Raw genomic sequence first — 18,256 nt, forward strand, 5'->3', positions numbered from 1 at the left:
ATCCATGATGTCACGTGAAATTATTGCTCGATGGTCGCTCGCGCACCCCGCGGCGATTCGCACGGCGAAGGGCCGAACATGGGGCTTGCGCCGTGCAGGTTCGCACGGCAATAATAGTGACAATGTCACACTTATGAGACGCTCATGCTCGGCGAGTTCGAACAGGTGCTCCTGTTGGCGATCCTCCGGATCGGCGAAAACGCGTATGGCATTCCCATCCGCGACGAGATCCGCGACTGCACCGGACGCGACGTCACTCTTGGCGCCATCTACAAGACCCTCGGACGATTAGCCGAGAAGGGATTCGTCACCGCCACGACCGGAGCGCCGACGCCAGTGCGCGGCGGCCGGCGCACTCGATGCTACTCGGTGACGGCCGCCGGCCGGCGCTCCATTCGTGAGAGCGTACGGGGGCTGAGGAAGCTCACCGCGGGCCTCGACCTCAGGTTCGACGCGCGATGACGAATCACGCCGCGCGTCGATGCGCACCCCGGCTAGCACTCTGGCTTCTCGGCACCTTGTTGCCCGAAGCCGAGCGTGAGCACGTCATCGGCGACCTGCTCGAGGATTTTCATGACGAGACGAGACACGCGGGGCACTTCGGTGCCCGGAGCGCGTTCTGGCGTCAAGCAATCGCCGCGGTCTGGACGCTTTCATTGCACCGCCAGCGCGCCGCCGGTTCACCCGCTCCCCATGGAGATCCATTGATGCGCCAACTCTGGACCGACGTGCGGCATGCGGCGCGGAGTCTTCGCTCCGCGCCGGGCTTCGCGATCCTCTGCGCCGTTACGCTGGGACTCGGGATCGGCTCTGCCGCGGCCATGTTTGGAATCGTCGATCGCATCCTGCTCCATGGCCCCGATCATGTGATCGAGCCCGCGCGGGTCATGCGATTCTACGCCACCGTCAGACACCCGCCCAACGAGCTCGAGACCAATAGCACGACGAGTTACGCCGCGTACACGGGATTGCGCGACGGTGCGCATGCTTTCGCGAGCATCGGCGCATACCAATCGAGCTCCTGGGTCGTGGGAACAGGTGTGAACGCTCGCAGCCTGCCCGGCGTCGCCGCATCGGCGGATTTGTTCACCACGCTCGGGGTTCGGCCCTACCTTGGCCGGTTCTATTCCGCCGCCGAGGACGATCCGCGTGCGCCGCAGGACGTGACGGTGCTCGCGTACGAGTACTGGATCAGAGCGTTTGGCGGTGATCGCGACATTCTTGGACGCACGATCACGATTGCCTTCCGTCCATTCACGGTGATCGGCGTTGCACCACCGGGATTCACCGGCGCCGAACGCTCGGAGGTCGACTACTGGATTCCGCTGTCGAGCGGTGCTCATCCCCGGCCTGACTGGCCGACCACGTGGAACGCGCGCTGGGTGCAGATCGTTGCGCGCGTGCGTCCGGGAATCGATGCCGATCAAGCATCGTCGGACGCGACGACGGCGTTTCGGCGCGCGTACACGGGAACGGACACGAACTGGCGTGACGCGACGATCAGTGTGCGGCCCATCTCGTTCACGCCTGAAGGAACCGAGCCCGCGGTCGCATCGCTTGCGCGGTGGTTGACAGGGGTGACGGTCGTCGTGCTCCTCATTGCCTGCGCGAACATCGGCAATCTGCTGCTTGCACGCGCGCTCCGGCGGCGCGGCGAGCTGGCGGTGCGCCTGGTGCTTGGCATGAGCCGACGGCGAATGATTCAGCTGCTGCTCGCCGATGGCATGCTCGTCGCGCTCCTCGGCGGCGCGGTGGGTGTCGTCGTCGCGAACGCCGCGGGGAACGGGATTCGCCGTTTCTTTCTCACCGATATGACGTGGACGACGTCGGCGGTCGATCCGCGCGTGCTCGCCGTGATCGTCGTTCTGACCGCAATCGTCTCGCTCGTCGTTTCCGTGACGCCGTTGCTTCAGTCGCGTCGCATCGATTTGTCGCAGGCGGTGAAGGGCGGCGCGCGCGACGGCGGCGGCCGACACGAGCGAGTACGCACCATGCTCCTGTTCGCGCAAACCGCGCTCACCGCCGTGCTTCTTATCGCCGCCGGCTTGTTTGTGAGAAGTCTCATGAACGTGCGGCGGATCGATCTCGGGATCGACACCGACAAGGTCGTGGCGGCATCGGTGTACTGGCCGGTGTCGCCGCCGGGCGACAGCGCCGCCAAAGCCGCGGCGGCGCAGCAGGCGCTCGCATGGAATCGGATTCGCGACAGCGTGGCTCATCGGTCGGATGTGACGGCCGCCAGTCTCGTCATCGGTTCGCCATTTCGCAGCGCGTTCACCGTGAATCTGAGCGTGCCGGGCCGGGACACGATCCCGGTCCTCGGCGGCGGCGGGCCGTATGTGACCGCGGTCGGCGATGACTACTTTCGAACCGTCGGCACGCGCCTGCTCAGCGGGCGAGTATTCTCTCCGCACGAGGGCGCGTCGCGCGTCCGCGCCGCGATCGTCAATGAAACGATGGCGCGCACCCTCTGGCCGCACGAACGAGCGCTGGGCAAGTGTCTGCTCATCGGTGGACTCGAGCAGTGCGCGACGATCGTTGGCATCGTCGCGGATGCCCATCGGTTCGGCATTCGCGAGGAGCCGGCGATGCAATACTACGTTCCGCTCGGCCAGGAGATCGGCATCTCCGGGACGACGTTGCTCGTCCGGCCACGCGGGCCGGTTGGCGCGGCGATCGAGATGACGCGGCGCACGGTTGCGCGGCTTGCCCCGGCGGCGCGGTATGTCGACGTCGCCGCGCTGCAGGACCGCGTCGATCCGCAGATTCGCACGTGGCGCGTTGGCGCGGCGCTGTTCGGCGCGTTCGCGGCGCTGGCGATGATCGTCGCCGCCACCGGTTTGTATAGCGTGATTGGTTATCTCGTTGCCCAGCGGATGCGCGAGTTCGGCGTGCGCATCGCGGTCGGCGCTACGGGAAGGAACATCATCACGTTGGTCGTCGGCTACGGTGTTCGGGTGGTGTTCATCGCATTATCCGCCGCGATTCTCGTCGCATGGGCGCTCGGCGGACGCATTGGCCCGCAGTTGTTCGACGAGTCGCCACACGACCCCGTTGTCTATGTGGCGGTGTCGGCGACGATGCTTGCCGTGGCGTTGATCGCGCTGATCATGCCCGCATGGCGCGCGGCACGAACCGATCCGGCGCTGGCGCTGCGGCAGGAATAGTGCGCGAGCGCCGGCACGCGGCTCGTCTGCACGTGCCCTTATGCACGCGCAGGCGGAATATTGCGGTTGCGATGAAAGACGTTGTCGGGATCGTACATGCGTTTGATCGCGGCCAGGCGTTCGTAACTGTTGCCGTAGGCCGCACGCACCGCGGCGTTGGAACTCTCGCTGAGATAGTTGACGTACGTGCCTGTATCGGCGAACTGATGCAGCGCACTCCAGGTGCCATCGACCCATGTGAGCGCCCGGTCCGCGTCCTTTCCATCGCTCCAGCTCGCGCTGATGAAATGGGTGGACTGACCCAGCTTTCGCTGAAATGGCGTCGCGCTCGCCGCGACGTCGCAAATGCGGCCATGCATGTAGTGGCCAAGGCCCAGTTGCCAGCCGGCTGGCGCCGAGGCGATGGAATTGGCGAACGCCGAAATCGCGCCGTCGGACAGCACGCTCAACGTGTCGCCGCGCCAGTAGGTGTTGCTGGTCCTGACCATCGTCCGCTGCGGCATTCTCGCGAGGAATCGCGTCCATGGGGCTTCCTCGATCGTATCAGCAATCGGTGTAGCGAATGTGCGGAGCGGCTCGAGCGCGCGTAGTCCGGCGTCAGGCGGACCGTTCCAGCAAACCATCGCCCAGATTACGGGGTCGGGGTCGCTGAAGATCGACACTTCGACCGCGAGCGGATCAGGCGCCGCCTTCATATAATCGCGATAGAAGCGAAGGAAGGCGCCGATGTCGCTCTGCCGAAACGCGACCACGCCGCCCACGACAGTAGTGATCGGGTGTACGCGATATTCGAGCTGCGTCACGATACCGAAGTTTCCGCCGCCGCCTCGAATCGCCCAGAACAGATCGGGGTGCTCGTTCTCGCTCACGTGAAGCAACTCGCCGCCGGCGGTCGCGATGGTTGCCGATGCGAGGTTGTCGCACGCCGCGCCGTGCGTTCCCAGGAACCACCCAATGCCTCCTCCCAACGTAAGTCCCGCGACGCCGACCGCGGGATTGCAGCCAAGTACGGGCGCGAGGTCCGGTGGAAGAGCCGCCTTGAATTCGCCTGAGACCACGCCAGGCTGTACTCGAGCCGTGCGTTGTCTCGAATCGACCTCGATGGCCTTCATTGACGAGAGATCGATGATCAAGCCGCCATTTACCGTCGAGGCGCCGAGAATGTCGTGGCCGCCGCCGCGAACGGCGAGCTCCAGCGAATGCTCGCGCGCGAACGCGACCGACTTGAGGACGTCGTCCGCGTCGGCGCAGCGAACGATTGCCGCCGGCCGGGCATCCGTACGCGGATTGAAGCTCCACGTACGCCGCGCGCGCTCGTACGGCGCGTCTGCCGGAAGCAGCAGTGTTCCCCTGATCGACGCCCGCAAGGTCTCGAAATCCGATCCCGCTCGCGGAAAATCGCGAAACGCGGACCGACCCAGCAATGGTCGGCCGGCAAATGCCGCGGCCGCGATGGCGCTACGTGAAACAAACGACCGGCGGGAGAGTGTCATGGAAATGCACGCAACGAACGTGAGGAGCGGAGGGAACCGCGAGGCGGATTGGCGATCTGCTGTCCGTGGCGAAGAAAACCGCCTATGTGTTTCGACCATTCCAATGTTCGAAAGGTTTGAAACACACCGCGAGCCCGAAACGTTGCCGGGCCGTCGCTCTCGCTTAGGCTCCGAGCTCGAGCAATCGGCGCAGACCGGCCTGATAGAACCGGCCGGTGACCACCTTCGCACCGCTGCGGAGATGCACGACGTAGGTGCCCTTGCCGTACCGCTCGATCTTTCCCACGAAGCGCGTGTTGATGAGGGCCGTGCGTCGCACGCGCAAGAACGTATCGGCTGCCAGGCGCCGCGCGACGCGATCCATCGTCGTCCGGATCACGAACGCGCGACCGCCGCTATGCACGTGTACGTAATTGCCGGCGCTCTCGATCCACTCGATCTGGCTGGATTCGAGCAGGCGCAGTCCCTCTCCATCTCGCACCGTCAGGCGTTGTGCCGGAACGGGTGCAGCGCTGGGGGCCAAAGCAGTCGGCAGATGCGTCAACAGCCGTTCGAGCCGATCGGCGAGTGAAGCCCCGCGCTGCAACGACAGAACGGAGGCGGCCCGGTCGAGCGCTTCCCGCAGGCGATCGGGATCAACGGGTTTGAGGACATAGTCGAGCGCATGCACCTCGAACGCCTTGAGTGCGTGGCGGTCATACGCCGTCACGAAGATGACCAGCGGCATTTCCTCGACGCCGATGTCTTCAATGATCTCGAATGCCGTCGTGCGGCCCAGTTGGATATCGAGTAACACGATGTCCGGTTTGCGCTCGAGAATCATCGCGACCGCCTCGTCGCGGCGGCCGCACTCGCCGACGCACGCGATGTCCGGCAAGAGGTCGAGCGCGCGCCGGAGCACCCGCCGCGCCAACGGCTCATCGTCCACCACGAGCACGTTCATGACGACCCGGCCCACGGCAGCCGGATCACGACGCTGGTGCCGCGCAGTTGCGCGGCGTCGCGCCGCGCCGACAGCTCGACCGCCGCTCGCGCGCCGTACAGATGGTTCAGCCGCGCCCGCGTATTTCCGAGCCCGACGCCTTCGCGTACCGGATTCACGACTGCCAGCCCCGGTCCGTCGTCCTCGACGCGGATGACCAGCTGATCTCCGTCGCGATGAGCGGACAGACGAATCGTCGTGTGGCCATCGTCGGATTCTCCGTACTCGATCGCGTTTTCCAGGAGCGGCTGCAAGAGGAACACCGGCACTCGCGCCCCGAGCGCGCCTGGCTCCGTGTCGACCTCGACGACCAGTTGGTCTCCGAACCGCAGCCGCTGGATGTCGAGATAATCATCGAGGAACGTCAGCTCCGTCCGAAGCGGAACCTCGTGGGAGTCTTCGTCGAGACTCCGCCGCAGGAGCGAGGACAGCCTCAATATCATCCGGTGAGCGTTGTCACCCTGCGGTACGAGCCCCGAGATGGCGTTGAGCGTATTGAAAAGAAAATGAGGCCGAAGCTGCGATCGTAACGCATCGAGCTTCGACCGGTTGAGCTCCAACTCCAGTGCGGCGTAGCGACCTCGGAAGCGCAGCGCCGCATCCACTGCGGCGACCAGCCAGTAGAAGAACATACCAGCAAAGGCACCCCATGCCAGCGCGGACGGACTGGTGGCGGCTTTCAATGCTTCATGCGCACCGGCCGATCCGGACAGATACAACGCGAACGACCCGAGGCCGAACGCAAGCATGGTTTGTACGACGGCCATGACGATCGATAGGCCCAAGTGCAGAAGCACCGGTCGATAGATCGGCGTTGTGTCGAGTGGCCAACGGTGCGTGGCCACCAAGACCACGGGAGTCAGCAGAGCCCATAACCCCCAGAACAGCAACGCGGCGAGGACGGTCGGTCCGACGTCGACGGGCTGGCCGGTGTGGAGTTGCGTGAGCACCACTTGCCCCGTGAACAGCGTGCCCGCCGCGAGCGCGAGCGCCACGATTCGCGAGATCTGCGTGATGCGCGTGGTCCGCGTGATCCGCATTACGTCGGTTGCCATGCGACATGATGCGTCGATGCTCTGGCGGCGGCAACCGGGTGTCGTTTGTCACGCAACGAGTTCAGTCGATCAGCGTGACGCCGTCGTCGATCCCACAACCCTTGTTGGCATCGTGGAGCACGAGGTAGCCTGCTCTCCGTTCGCACATCTCAAACCGGAGGATGGCATGAAGCGTCAGCGCGCGGTGCAGGTCGTCGTGGGCCTCGTGGGCCTCTTGTATCTGTCCTGGATGTACCCGCTGTTCGATAGCCTGTTGCGGCCCAACTGGCTTCAAAACCATCAGGACGCCTTCCCGATGTTCGTGAGCGTCAACACCGTGCTCGGGGTCTTTCTGTTGCTGGCCGTGAAGCAGCCGGCACGACATCGCTCGCTGATCGCATTTGGCGCTTGGTCCACGCTCGCTCATGCGACAACGATGGCGGTCATGACCGCCGAAGCCTGGTCGCACGGGCTGCACAGGAAGGACAGTCCACAAGACATCGTGATCGTTGGCGCGATTGGCCTGCTGCTCCTCGCCGCGTTACCGGCACGAGACCCAGCACCGGCGCGCACGGAGAGATCTCATTCCGCTCGAACCTCCGTTCAGCCGAATCCAGCGGGGGCGTAGCCAACCGCGGCGACGATCGGGCCGCCGGCCACCAGTTGCTTGTTGCGCGGATCGACCTTGAGGTTCATGTCCCGGCGGCCACGCCGGTGCTCAGGGCCAGCGTCGTTCAGGTCTTCACCCACAAGGACGCGATCTGGCGGAACGGCGGCGGCCCGATCCAGCACACGGCCGCCGCCGCCGCCGCCACCGCCACCGCGATCGCCTGCGCCTTCGTTCGAGGATCACCGCGCGATCACGTCCGGCGCATGCGACGCACGAGCGCCGGCGCGAAGCTCATCGTGACCAGCACCACGCCCGCGCCGACTGACCAGAGCAACGCCTCGTGGGCCGCGCCGGTGGTGAGTCCCGTCGCCACATGAGACGCCAGAAACACGAAGATCGCGGTGCTCGTGAATGACCCGAGCATCGTCGCGCCGACATACGCCACATAATCCATGCGCGCCGTGCCGGCGGAGTAGTCGAGCAGAAGCGACGGAATCAGCGGGATGGCGCGCAGCCGCAGCAGCGTCAGAAAGCCTCTTCGTCCGTGCAGCTTCGCGATGATGTCCTCATGTCCCGCGAGCAGCCGGGTGACCGAGGCGCCGCCGATGAGCCGCGCGATCCAGTACGCGCCCGACGTGCCGAGGATCAGGCCGACCCAGGCGACGACGACCCCCTCGGCGAACCCGAACAGCGCGCCGGCGAGGAGAACCAGCGGCGTCAGCGGAATACCAAGCGCCGCCACGAGCGCAAAGCCGACGACGTACAATGGGCCGATCCACGGCACGCGATGCAGACGGTCCATGAGCCGGCGAAGGCCGCCGCTGCCGAGCAGCGTGAAGTAGCCAAGCCGCCAGGCGACGAGGCTCGCGGCGCCAAGGATCACGACCAGGATGGCAATGCGGACGACGAGCTTCCGGCGGAGACCACGGCGGTCTTCGGTCGATCCATTCACCGCCGGTGTCGCGTGTATGGCAGGCATTCGTGCACACACTGGCAAGGCACGCGCCAGACGCCCCCGATCGCTGCCGCGTGCGTCGCTCTACACACCGGCAATGCATCGAGTCACCGCATACACACGCCGGACATTTTCTGCACAAATCCGGCACGAAAGATTCGCTCGGCACACTGAGCGTTGTGCTAACGTGTCGTTCACCGTGCACCCTCCCCGGATGGCATTCGGAATCATGCGAATCACGCGCCTTGTCTCCATCCCTGTCGCGGCGTTGGTGTGCGCCGCCGTGGTCGGGGCAACCAAGCTGCCGGCTCAGACGTGCACGATTCAGCAAGGCTGGAAAAAGGATTTCATTCCCGCCGTCGCGCGCGATTTTAGCCGCACGCGCGTGACGCAAGGCGGCTTGTATCGCGTCTCGATCAAAGCCCCCGAGTCGCCGCCGCCCACGGGCAAGCTCCACGAGTGGATTCTGCACGTCGAAGACACGACCGGCGTCGCGGTCGACGAAGCGACCATCTGTGTCGACGGCGGCATGCCGGAGCACGGGCACGGACTGCCGACAAGTCCGGAGATGAGCGGCGTGCCCGACGGCGGCGATTACCGAATCGAAGGAATGAAGTTCAGCATGTCCGGTTGGTGGGTCGTCAAGTTCGTGATCCAGGGCCCGGCGGGAACCGACAGCGTCCGGTTCAACCTCGGGTTGCGCTGAGGAATGCCTGTGATGATGCCAAGGCTCATGATGCGAAGGCTCATGATGCGAAGGCTCGCGTTCGGGGCATTCCTGGCCGCCGGCGGCGCGGCCATGATCGTTGTTACGGGATTCGCACGATCGACGATTCCGGACCACACGTCGGAAAGCTGGTCGGCGGACGAGATAGCGAAGCTGCAATCGCTCACGCTCGCGCACATCGATGAGCTCCCGGCCGACCCGTCGAATCGGTACGCCTCGAGCGCCATGGCGGCGGCGTTCGGGCGACGAGTGTTCTTTGATAGCAGTTTCAGCATAAACGGCCGAGTGGCCTGCGCGACGTGCCACCTCCCCAATCGGCAATTTCAGGACGATCGACGCCTTGGTGCCGGTGTCGGGACAACCGGCCGCCGTACGATGACCGTGGTCGCTTCGACGTACAGCCCATGGCTGTTCTGGGACGGCCGAGCCGACAGCCCCTGGTCGCAGGCGCTCGGTCCGTTCGAGAGCGCGGTCGAGCATGGCGGCACTCGTACGCTGTATGCGCGCGTGGTTGCACAATCGCTCGCCCGGGACTACGAACGAATATTCGGCGCGCTTCCTGACGTGAGCCATTTGCCCCATTCGGCGGGACCAAACGGAACCGCCGACGAACGCGCGGCGTGGGACCGGCTGCCCGACGCGACGAAGGACAGTGTGACCCGAGTATTCGTCAACCTCGGTAAATCCATCGAGGCGTTCGAACGTGGCATTCGGTTCGGTCCGTCGCGGTTCGATCGTTACGTCGCCGGCCTGGGCGACTCCGCCGGCACGCGTCGCGACCGCGTGTTGCTTTCTCGCGACGAACGCGCCGGGGCGCGACTCTTCATCGGGCGCGCGCAGTGCACTCGATGTCACAGCGGCGCCTTGCTGACGGACAATCTCTTTCACAACGTCGGCGTGGGCGGTGCGCAGCCGCGGGATTCGGGTCGCAGCGTCGGCATCAGGCTCGCGGATGCAAGCGATTTCAATTGTCTGGGCCGTTACAGTGACGCCTCCGCGAACGACTGCGCGGAGCTGCGCTATGCGAAACGCTCCGGCGCGGAGCTCGTCGGGGCGTTTCGCACGCCGTCACTCCGCAACGTTGCGCTGCGGCCGCCGTACGGACATGACGGCGAGTTTGCGAACTTGGCCGCGGTGCTCGATCACTACAATCGGGCGCCGGCTGCCGCGGTCGGCCACTCTGAGCTCGAAGCGCTTCACCTGACGAGCGCCGAGGTGCGACAGCTCGAGGCGTTTCTGCGCACGCTCGACGGTCCGGTCATTGTGCCGGGATCTCTCGGCCGAGCGGCATCGGACACGGCCCGACATCCACCGACATGAAGTGACCGTCGAGCAGGTCTCGGCCGGTCTGAACGGCGCTGTAGGGAGGAGTCCACCCGTTGTCGAACGCCATGTGACCGACGAGGCGGTCCTCGGTGCGCGCCGCGGTGAACTTGACCGTTCCCGATCCCCGGAGCGTGCTGCCACCGCAGCGGTTCGAGTAGGGCGGAGTCGCGACATATGTGCCCGTGCCGTTGACCGAATCCGCCGTCCAGCGCAGCGCCAGCCGCAGCAGAATTCCGTCCGCCCCGCCGGACCACGTTCCGTCGAGCACTGTCCCGGGCGGCACGATGTATTCGAGTCCGATGAAGATCGACGCGGCCGTAACCTGCGCGGGAAGCGTTGGTGATCGCAGATCGGCGCTCGCCGTCAGGATGTAGGTATCCGATGGCAGCGAATCGCCCAGGATCTCGGCGTTGCCGATTTCTCGAGTCAACGAAACACTCGCGTTCGGCGCGAGGACGAGTGGCAGGGGGTGTCCGGGACAGGGCACGACCGGTACCGCCGACGAAAGCCACGCCAGCGTGTTTCGTCCATTCGCGTGATGCCACGCTCGCACGATCAGGCCGCCGTCGCAGCTACCGCTCTCTGACGAATACAACGTCTCGGGTCTCGTGCCCCGGTTCATGATCAGCAGCGTGACGTCGACCGCTGCGCGCAGAGGACTCGGAGCGACGGACGCCGTCTCACGGAAATCGCCGTCGACGGAGGCGGTATCGCTCAGCAGTGTGCCGGTGCTCAGCCCCGATCCGTCGGAACAGGCGGCGACCGTCAGTGGCACAACGAACGTCATGAAGGTCATGACAGCGAGCGACAGACGCGATGAGGCAGATCGATTCAGCATACGATGCCGAACCGCGCCGATTCCGCCGGCGTCACCGGCGTCACCGACTCGCGATGCATCGCACACGCTTTCTGCGCTCGGCGCTTCTTACAGATCCTGGACACATCTGGCACGAGACGGTCATCGGACGCGGAACGCGGTCAAGTATCCTCCGCCAACCTCGAATTCACTCTTTTCACAGGCAGGGTGTGATGTTCGCTCGGAGATTTTGCGTGGGGGTGTGCGCAACCATTCTTGCGGCCGCCGCTTCTCTCGGCGCGCAGTCAAGTGCAAACCACCCCGACATCACGGGGACCTGGAAGATGGATACCACGAAATTCGACAAGCACGATCCCGCATTGGCTGGTCTTACTCTCACCGTGTCGAACCATGGCGATACGCTCCTCGTCGTCGCGGACGTGGTCGATGCCGGGCGACCACCCGTTCAGATGCGTTCGACCTACCTGTCGATGCAGGCGGCCGCTGGTCAGCCCATCGAGACGCGGACGAGCGTCAAAGGGTGGATCGGCGATACGCTCGTACTGCGGCGCGTCGAGAAGCGGCCGGACCGAACGCTCGAGATCGAGGAACGTTGGACACTCGACGCGAGCGGCCGAACCCTGTCGCGCTCGCAGACGGCGGTCGATGGAATCCGCTGGAGTCGCCAGACACTGGTATTCACGCGGCAGTAACGTCCCGTCGCCGCTGGCTCAATCGTCGCGTGGGATCCCCTGAATCTCGCGCGTGTACTAACCCGGAATCACCAAACCATTCAGCAGCCATTCCGGGAGCCTGGTCGTGTCGTATCTGAGAAGTATGATCGTCGCCGCTGTCGCGTTCGCCGCCATGGCGTGCGCCGGCGATTTGTTCAACCCCTCAGGGCCTGATTCAAAGCCGGCAACTATCGCATCCGCCGTCGGCGATACGCTTCGCGCGGACGTCGCCACATCCGTTGCCATTGCGGCCACCGTACTGGACGCCGGCGGCAATCCCGTTCAGGGAAGTTCCGTCATGTTTGCGATTACCAGCGGAGGCGGATCGCTCGCGACGACGACCGCACAGACGGATAACCTGGGACAGGCAAGCATCATGTGGACGCTCGGAACGAGGGCCGGCCCGCAAACAGCGACGGCAACCGCCGACGGGCTCTCACCGGTCGTGTTCACCGCGATCGCCGAGCCCGGCGCCGCGCTGACTCTCGACATCGCCGGCGGCGGCAACCAGTCAGCGATCGCTGGAACGGCGGTGCCGACCGATCCCTCGGTGCGGGCGCTTGATACGTACGGCAACCCGGTACCGAACGCCATGGTGCTCTTCCAGGCGCGCAATGGCGGATCGGCGAATGGGCGCACGGATGGCAACGCGGCGTCCGCCTTCACGAACGCGGATGGTATCGCGACGGTCCATTGGATTCTGGGGCCGAGCGTCGGCGCCGATACGCTGCTTGCGCGGCTCAACGGGACGGTAGCCCCGATCGCGTTGTTCGCGAACGGGATCGCGCCGGCGCCGTAGGCCGGAACCGGCGTTGAACGTCTGCTGCGAGGTGCATTCATCATCCATTCACTTTTTTCTCGACTGTTGAACGGCGGCGACCATGCCTGCCAAATCAACGGCGCGGTTCGTCACGAAGCGAACCTTGCCGTCGTCGACCACGAAATACTGCGGCGTGACGCTCTGCCTGATGGCCCTCGCGACTTCCGCGCGGTCGTCGAACATCACAGCTCCATGGAATCCCCATCTCGCGAACGTCGTGGAAATCGCCGAGTCACGTCCCTCCTCGACCGCCATGAGGGTCGGCACGTCCGCGTCGCGCAACAGACGGGAGACGGAATCCACCGATGCGAGATCGCCAAGCGAGGGCGCGCAGTAGCGCGAGGCGAACGCGATGACGGCCACTCCATCACCGACGATGTCCTTGACGCGGTAGCGGCGTCCGCTGGAATCAATCAGCGAAGCGTTCGCGTCGAACGGGCGGTGAATCGCGGTCACAAGCAGCTTCGCCAAAAGGTCGGCACGTCGGTGCTGGACGAGATCCGTCCACGACGAGTCATGCAACGCGCCGACGCGCAGACGCAAACTGTCGCCGAGCGCGCTCGGCAGCCGCCAGTCGGCCGCGGCCCACGCGTACTCGCGGGCAGCGCCGATCGTATCGCCCAACGCCAAGGTGGCGTCACCCAGCAAACGCGCCGCCGATGAACTTCGGCCGAATGCGACGGCTTCGCGCAGCGTGTCGCGCGCCGCGACCAAATGGCCGTCACGCAGCAGCGCTTTTCCAAGGTTGAGAAGAAGCGGCGCCTGTTGCGCACGTGGTGTCGAGCCCAGCATGTCGCGCAGAATCCGCTCGCCCTTGTCGCGAAGATTCGGAATTTCGATGTACCGCGCCGCCACCATCGATTGATAGCCGCCGCCGAAATCGGCGAGCCGGTCGCCCCAGCGGATGACCGCGGCCGAGTCGGACAGCGACGTCGCCAGGTTGAACGCGTCGGCGAGCAGTTGAATGGCCTGGCCTCCACTTTCGCGCCAGACCAGTTCGAGCGCGGCAAGTCGTGCGCGCGGGTCGGGAACGGAATCGAAAACCGCGAACACGCGCTGCTGGATGGTGCCGGGCGCGCGCGGGTATTCACGAATCATCCGCTGGCGCCAGTGCCGAAGGAGCGCCGTGTCACGCGCGACGCCGGCGAGAAAAGCCATCTCGCTCATTGTCGATGCGTCGACGCGCGCGTCGGCGAGCTTCGCGGCCACTGCGTGCACACGCGGCCGAAACGCCGCGATCACGGCGTCGGCGTTCGCGGCACCGCCAAGTCGCAATGAGTCGCCCAGGAAGAATCGCAGCCCGGTGGGATTGTCGGGATAGTCGCTCGCCATGGTTCGCGCGGCGACGAACGACCGCTCCCAGTCATCGCGGCCATGCAGGGCGAATTGCACCCAAAGACCGTCGAACGACGGCTTGCCGCCGTCGCGAACAATCTGCTCCCATCCGCGTGAATCGTTGTCGTCGACGCGTTGGCCGTCCGTCGACGCGACCGTGAACTGCATGAGTGTCGTACCGGGCGGCAACGGTGCTGTCGCCTCGAAGAGGCCGTCGTCGCGCCGTTGAAGGCCGACGGTTGCGACAGGGTGGGGAACGAGCTGGCTGTTCTGATAGGACACAATACGCAACTCGAGTTGCCGATCGCCGGCGAGCGTCGCCGGCGCCGCATATCGTACGGTCACGACAGGCTCATTCGCCGTTCCGCCCTGCCGCACGTCGAGCGTGCCGGCGGTCGGACTCGCGTCCACCGCCCGGCGCGGCAGAATCACCAGCGACAGTCCGGCCAGCGCCAATGCGGCCCACACACCAATGCGGCCGAAGACCGGTCGGGCGTGCGCCGGCGAATCGTTCACCGGAAGCAATACCTGCTCGCGTGCCGCCACGCGTTCGAACACGCGATCGCGTACCTGCGGGCGCATTCGCGAAGCGAGCGGCCGGCGCAGCGCGGACTCGATCGAACGTACGTCCTCGACCGAGAGGCGACGAAATCCATCTATCGAGAATCTCATTGTGAATCCTCTAACAATCGTTTGAGCTTGAGAATGGCGCGGTGAAAGCGAACTTTGGAGGCGCTGACGCTGATACCGAGCAATCGTGCGACCTCCTCGTGCCCATGACCCTCGAGCGCCTTGAGCACGACCACCGCGCGCATCCCCGCCGGCAATGCCGCCAGTGCGCGCTCGACGTGGTCGTCCTGCGGCGGCGCGCTCTCCACCGTGACTTCGGCCGCGGCCTCACGCATGGCGCGTGTTCGCGCGCTGCGGAGCCGCATCAACGCGGTGCGTGCGGCGAGCCGCCGAAGCCACGCGCCGAATGTGCCGCGCTCCTCATACTTGCCCAGCGCCAACCGCAATCCGACGAACACGTCCTGCACCGCATCCTCGGCGTCGTCTCGTGATCCGAGGAGGCGAAACGTGAGGTGATAGATCGCCTCGGCATGACGCTCAAAGAGCGCGGCAAGCGCTTCGTCGTCGCCGAGCCGCACGCGCTCGGCAAGTTCAGCGTCGTTCGCCGTGACGATGCGGGGCGTTTCTATTCGAGGGGAGTGGAGGCTCGCCATACATCATGAGAATGCACGCCGGGTCGAAAAGGTTACCTTGGCCTCCGGCAGGCCCGGCGAAGGTGGCGTACGGATGCTGTAAGTATGGCGCCCCCGGGTGTGGCGCGCGGCGATCAGAGATCTATTGTAGTCTCATCCGCTGCTTCCTCGACCCTCGCGCAGGCATCGTATGACTTCCACCGCTTGTCGCATCGCCCTGCTGCTCGCGCTCGTCGCGTGCGGCACCCAGCACGAAGAGCGCTACGGCTTCGTCGCGACGCTTGGCAGCGACACCACCTCCGTCGAACAGGTGACTCGAACGCCGAGCCGCATCGTCGTCGACGCCGTCGGCCGATCGCCGCGCGTCACGCGCCGCCACTGGACGGCCCAACTCGGGCCGGACGGGAGCGTGCAGAAGTGGTCGATGGACACGTACATCCCGAATGCCGAGCCAGCGAACCAGCACATCCACCACACCGCCGACTTCAGCGGCAACACCATCTCGCTGTCGCGCGGGGTCGCGGCGGGTTCGCGCGACTTCGCATACCAGAAGCAGTATCCGGCCACCGTGCCGTGGAATGCGTTCGTGTACAGCACCTACGAGCCGCTGTTCGACGCGGCGCGCCGACAAGGTGCGGCCGCGCGCATCGGGCAATACTTCTTCGAGGGATGGGACGAATCGCACATCGGATACGCCGACATCAGGCGGCAGTCCGACGGCTCCTATTCGCTCGCCAGCACCGGGCTCGCGGGCAGCGGTGTGGCTCACTTCGATTCGGCCGGGCGGATGGTGGCGTATTCCGGCGCGGGCACCACGTACAAGCAGGAGGTGCGCCGCGTATCAGAAGTTCCTAATATCGATTCTCTTACAACACGTTTGGCCGCCGCGGAGCTCGAGACCGGCGTGCCGTCGGAGCTGAGTCCGGGCGACTTCGTCCAGGACACGCTCGGCTCGGCGATACTCACGATCACGTACAGCCGGCCGGCTCGTCGCGGGCGCACGCTGGTGGGTGGGCTCATCCCGTACGATCAGGTGTGGCGCACCGGAGCGAACGCCGCCACGCAGTTCACGACGTCCGAGCCGATCACGCTCGCCGGTATTCCGCTTCACGCCGGCAAGTACACGTTGTGGACGCTGCCCTCGAAAACCGGCGTGCAGTTGATCGTGAACGGGCAGACAGGACAGTGGGGAACGTCGTATCGATCGAGTGCCGACGTCGCGCGAAAGCCAATGCAGGTGGATTCGCTTCCCGGCAACGTGGAGCAATTCACCATTCGCGTCGAGCCGGACGCCGCGGCCAAAGCCGGTGCTGGACGTGGCCGGCTCGTCATGGAGTGGGGTCAGTTTCGATGGTCGGCGGCGATACAGGCTCCTGTTCCCGCGCCGGCGAAGACCCGGTAACTTCGCGGCCATGCGCCGCTTTGCTCGTTTCCTCCCCGTCATCTTCGCCCTTCGCGTCGGAGCACAAACTCCGAAGCGCCCGCCGCTCGATTCCGCGGCGATCGCTGACATTGCGACGCTCCTGATGCTCGAGGACACACGTGCCTTCGATGCACCGGAGCTCACGCGGCTCCTCGCTTCCGCGCATCCCGAGGTCCGCCGTCGCGCGATGCTGTCGGTGGCCCGACTTCGAGACGCGCGCGGAGTCGAGCTGCTTCGCGCCGTGCCGCTCGATCGCGATACCGCGCTCGCGGCGACGCGCGTATTTGCCGTGGGACAGTTGCATGATAGTCTCACGATCCCGTGGTTCGACTCGCTGCTCGCAAATTCGCGGACACCGCGGACGGTGTTGACCGAGGCGGCGTGCGCGCTGGGGAAGATCAAGACCGCCGCGGCGCGCGAGGCGCTTGCGCGTTTTCTCACGCGCGCGACCGCGGGACCGCGATCCAGCGACGCGATAGGAGAGGCGCTTCTATCGATCGGTCGTTCGACCGCGCGCGGCGACATCGCGCCCATCATGAAGTGGACGACGTCGGCCGACGAAGAAATTCGTTGGCGAGCGACGTGGGGGTTGTTTCGCCCACGAGATCCCGCGGCCGTGCCGGCCCTGCTGACGCTCGCGCGCGATCGTTCACCGCTCGTTCGTTCATGGGCGGTTCGCGCGCTCACGAAACCGCAGGCGGACTCGGCGTCCGTAGGCGATCGCGCCGAACGCGCGCTGATCGCCGCACTCGGGGATTCCGATCGGCGCGTGCGCACCGAAGCCATTCGCGCCCTGGCCACCTTCAATGATTCGGCGGCGGTCGCGCGCTTGGCCGGCGCACTGGACTCGAGGGATTCGTGGATCTCAGTCAGTGCCGCAGAGGGCTTGGCGCGGGCGCGGGCGGCGTGGACAATTCCGCGGCTGCTCGATGCCGCGCGGAATCCGCGCTCGTGCGCGTTGCGCGCGACCGCCATGCGCACACTCAATGTGTTCGCGAACGCTGAAGCGCGCGCCGCGGCGACCGACATGGCGAACGACAGCGTCTCGTATTGCCGGAACGCCGCCGCGCAGTTGCTGCGCGACACGATACCCAACGCGGGTCGCGGCGGTGGTCGAGGACCGCGTCCGCGGGCGACGATCGCGGCTCGTCCAATGAACGAGTACCGTGCGATCGTCGAGACGTGGGTTGTCCCGGCGTACATGGGTCAGCCACTGCCCCGCGCGCGCTGGGAAACGCCGCGCGGCGCCATCGAGATCGAGCTCTATGCGGGCGATGCTCCGCTCGCGACGGATGCGCTCGAGCGAATCACGAACGCGGGAACGATGGTGGGTACGGAATTCACGCGCGTCGTTCCGGACTTCGTGGATCAGCAGGAAACGATTCGCGACGCCGCGGTTCAACGCGACGAAGTGAATCGGCATCGGCTCACGCGCGGCAACCTCGCGTGGGCGAGCGCCGGGCTCGATACCGGACGTCCCGGCTATACGCTCAACCACACGCCGCAGCCGCACAACGAAGGCGATTTCACGTCGCTTGGCCGGGTTGTCGCGGGGCAGGATGTGGTGGATCGGATCGAGCTCGGTGACCGGATCGTGAGCGCGAGAATTCGTCGCCCGTAAACTCTCCGGTGCTTGCCCACCGTTCAAAATC

The 18,256-nt window shown here is 65.6% G+C and carries 16 protein-coding genes; 9 read left to right on the forward strand and 7 right to left on the reverse strand.

What is annotated here, in order from left to right:
• Nucleotides 1-144: 144 nt before the first annotated feature.
• On the forward strand, nucleotides 145-462 hold the full coding sequence (locus VN706_18035; protein HXT17547.1) for a helix-turn-helix transcriptional regulator: 318 nt from the start codon (nucleotides 145-147) through the stop codon (nucleotides 460-462).
• 245 nt (nucleotides 463-707) lie between these two features.
• The gene (locus VN706_18040; protein HXT17548.1) at nucleotides 708-3,167 is read left to right on the forward strand and encodes an ADOP family duplicated permease; all 2,460 of its coding nucleotides are present in this window, start codon (nucleotides 708-710) and stop codon (nucleotides 3,165-3,167) included.
• A 38-nt stretch (nucleotides 3,168-3,205) separates the two neighbouring features.
• On the opposite strand, the gene VN706_18045 is transcribed toward VN706_18040, so the two are convergent.
• From VN706_18045 to VN706_18055, 3 genes are all read right to left on the reverse strand, one after another.
• Entirely contained in the window at nucleotides 3,206-4,660 is a 1,455-nt protein-coding gene (locus VN706_18045; GenBank protein ID HXT17549.1) for an FAD-binding oxidoreductase, read from the reverse strand.
• A gap of 163 nt (nucleotides 4,661-4,823) precedes the next feature.
• On the reverse strand, nucleotides 4,824-5,618 hold the full coding sequence (locus VN706_18050; protein ID HXT17550.1) for a LytTR family DNA-binding domain-containing protein: 795 nt from the start codon (nucleotides 5,616-5,618) through the stop codon (nucleotides 4,824-4,826).
• Entirely contained in the window at nucleotides 5,600-6,697 is a 1,098-nt protein-coding gene (locus VN706_18055) for a histidine kinase (protein HXT17551.1), read from the reverse strand. The genes VN706_18050 and VN706_18055 overlap by 19 nt, the downstream gene beginning before the upstream one ends.
• A 166-nt stretch (nucleotides 6,698-6,863) precedes the next feature.
• On the opposite strand from VN706_18055, the gene VN706_18060 reads away from it, so the two are divergent.
• A complete protein-coding gene (locus VN706_18060) occupies nucleotides 6,864-7,304 on the forward strand; it encodes a DUF6632 domain-containing protein (protein HXT17552.1) in 441 nt (146 codons plus the stop codon).
• Nucleotides 7,305-7,536: 232 nt separating this feature from the next.
• Here VN706_18060 and VN706_18065 read toward each other — a convergent pair whose 3' ends face one another.
• Entirely contained in the window at nucleotides 7,537-8,265 is a 729-nt protein-coding gene (locus tag VN706_18065; protein ID HXT17553.1) for a VTT domain-containing protein, read from the reverse strand.
• A gap of 190 nt (nucleotides 8,266-8,455) precedes the next feature.
• On the opposite strand from VN706_18065, the gene VN706_18070 reads away from it, so the two are divergent.
• Together VN706_18070 and VN706_18075 are read left to right on the forward strand one after the other, a co-directional pair.
• Nucleotides 8,456-8,947 carry a FixH family protein gene (locus VN706_18070; GenBank protein ID HXT17554.1) on the forward strand — a complete coding sequence of 164 codons (492 nt, stop codon included), beginning with the start codon at nucleotides 8,456-8,458 and terminating at the stop codon, nucleotides 8,945-8,947.
• A 42-nt stretch (nucleotides 8,948-8,989) separates the two neighbouring features.
• Nucleotides 8,990-10,288, forward strand: coding sequence for a cytochrome c peroxidase (locus tag VN706_18075; GenBank protein HXT17555.1), 1,299 nt, complete (start codon nucleotides 8,990-8,992; stop codon nucleotides 10,286-10,288).
• Here the strand turns inward: VN706_18075 and VN706_18080 are convergent.
• The gene (locus VN706_18080) at nucleotides 10,227-11,090 is read right to left on the reverse strand and encodes a hypothetical protein (protein ID HXT17556.1); all 864 of its coding nucleotides are present in this window, start codon (nucleotides 11,088-11,090) and stop codon (nucleotides 10,227-10,229) included. The two genes, VN706_18075 and VN706_18080, sit on opposite strands and share 62 nt — an antisense overlap.
• A 344-nt stretch (nucleotides 11,091-11,434) precedes the next feature.
• On the opposite strand from VN706_18080, the gene VN706_18085 reads away from it, so the two are divergent.
• Nucleotides 11,435-11,803 carry a hypothetical protein gene (locus VN706_18085; protein ID HXT17557.1) on the forward strand — a complete coding sequence of 123 codons (369 nt, stop codon included), beginning with the start codon at nucleotides 11,435-11,437 and terminating at the stop codon, nucleotides 11,801-11,803.
• A 124-nt stretch (nucleotides 11,804-11,927) separates the two neighbouring features.
• Nucleotides 11,928-12,623: an Ig-like domain-containing protein gene (locus VN706_18090; protein HXT17558.1), complete on the forward strand. Its 696-nt coding sequence runs from the start codon at nucleotides 11,928-11,930 to the stop codon at nucleotides 12,621-12,623.
• 48 nt (nucleotides 12,624-12,671) lie between these two features.
• On the opposite strand, the gene VN706_18095 is transcribed toward VN706_18090, so the two are convergent.
• Complete coding sequence (locus VN706_18095) at nucleotides 12,672-14,651, reverse strand: hypothetical protein (protein HXT17559.1); 1,980 nt, start codon at nucleotides 14,649-14,651, stop codon at nucleotides 12,672-12,674.
• Entirely contained in the window at nucleotides 14,648-15,202 is a 555-nt protein-coding gene (locus VN706_18100; protein HXT17560.1) for an RNA polymerase sigma factor, read from the reverse strand. The genes VN706_18095 and VN706_18100 overlap by 4 nt, the downstream gene beginning before the upstream one ends.
• Before the next feature lie 169 nt (nucleotides 15,203-15,371).
• Between VN706_18100 and VN706_18105 the strand changes: the two genes are divergently transcribed.
• Nucleotides 15,372-16,583: a DUF2911 domain-containing protein gene (locus tag VN706_18105; GenBank protein ID HXT17561.1), complete on the forward strand. Its 1,212-nt coding sequence runs from the start codon at nucleotides 15,372-15,374 to the stop codon at nucleotides 16,581-16,583.
• 10 nt (nucleotides 16,584-16,593) lie between these two features.
• The gene (locus VN706_18110; protein HXT17562.1) at nucleotides 16,594-18,225 is read left to right on the forward strand and encodes a HEAT repeat domain-containing protein; all 1,632 of its coding nucleotides are present in this window, start codon (nucleotides 16,594-16,596) and stop codon (nucleotides 18,223-18,225) included.
• Nucleotides 18,226-18,256: the final 31 nt, after the last annotated feature.

This window comes from Gemmatimonadaceae bacterium, assembly GCA_035606695.1.
GTDB lineage: Bacteria > Gemmatimonadota > Gemmatimonadetes > Gemmatimonadales > Gemmatimonadaceae > JAQBQB01.

Coding starts and splice junctions, on each gene's coding strand:
- VN706_18085 (HXT17557.1), top strand. CDS start 11,435: ATGGATACCACGAAATTCGACAAGCACGATCCCGCATTGGCTGGTCTT.
- VN706_18040 (HXT17548.1), top strand. CDS start 708: ATGCGCCAACTCTGGACCGACGTGCGGCATGCGGCGCGGAGTCTTCGC.
- VN706_18060 (HXT17552.1), top strand. CDS start 6,864: ATGAAGCGTCAGCGCGCGGTGCAGGTCGTCGTGGGCCTCGTGGGCCTC.
- VN706_18095 (HXT17559.1), bottom strand. CDS start 14,651: ATGAGATTCTCGATAGATGGATTTCGTCGCCTCTCGGTCGAGGACGTA.
- VN706_18100 (HXT17560.1), bottom strand. CDS start 15,202: ATGGCGAGCCTCCACTCCCCTCGAATAGAAACGCCCCGCATCGTCACG.
- VN706_18080 (HXT17556.1), bottom strand. CDS start 11,090: ATGACCTTCATGACGTTCGTTGTGCCACTGACGGTCGCCGCCTGTTCC.
- VN706_18035 (HXT17547.1), top strand. CDS start 145: ATGCTCGGCGAGTTCGAACAGGTGCTCCTGTTGGCGATCCTCCGGATC.
- VN706_18090 (HXT17558.1), top strand. CDS start 11,928: ATGATCGTCGCCGCTGTCGCGTTCGCCGCCATGGCGTGCGCCGGCGAT.
- VN706_18110 (HXT17562.1), top strand. CDS start 16,594: ATGCGCCGCTTTGCTCGTTTCCTCCCCGTCATCTTCGCCCTTCGCGTC.
- VN706_18075 (HXT17555.1), top strand. CDS start 8,990: ATGATGCGAAGGCTCGCGTTCGGGGCATTCCTGGCCGCCGGCGGCGCG.
- VN706_18045 (HXT17549.1), bottom strand. CDS start 4,660: ATGACACTCTCCCGCCGGTCGTTTGTTTCACGTAGCGCCATCGCGGCC.
- VN706_18065 (HXT17553.1), bottom strand. CDS start 8,265: ATGCCTGCCATACACGCGACACCGGCGGTGAATGGATCGACCGAAGAC.
- VN706_18055 (HXT17551.1), bottom strand. CDS start 6,697: ATGGCAACCGACGTAATGCGGATCACGCGGACCACGCGCATCACGCAG.
- VN706_18105 (HXT17561.1), top strand. CDS start 15,372: ATGACTTCCACCGCTTGTCGCATCGCCCTGCTGCTCGCGCTCGTCGCG.
- VN706_18070 (HXT17554.1), top strand. CDS start 8,456: ATGGCATTCGGAATCATGCGAATCACGCGCCTTGTCTCCATCCCTGTC.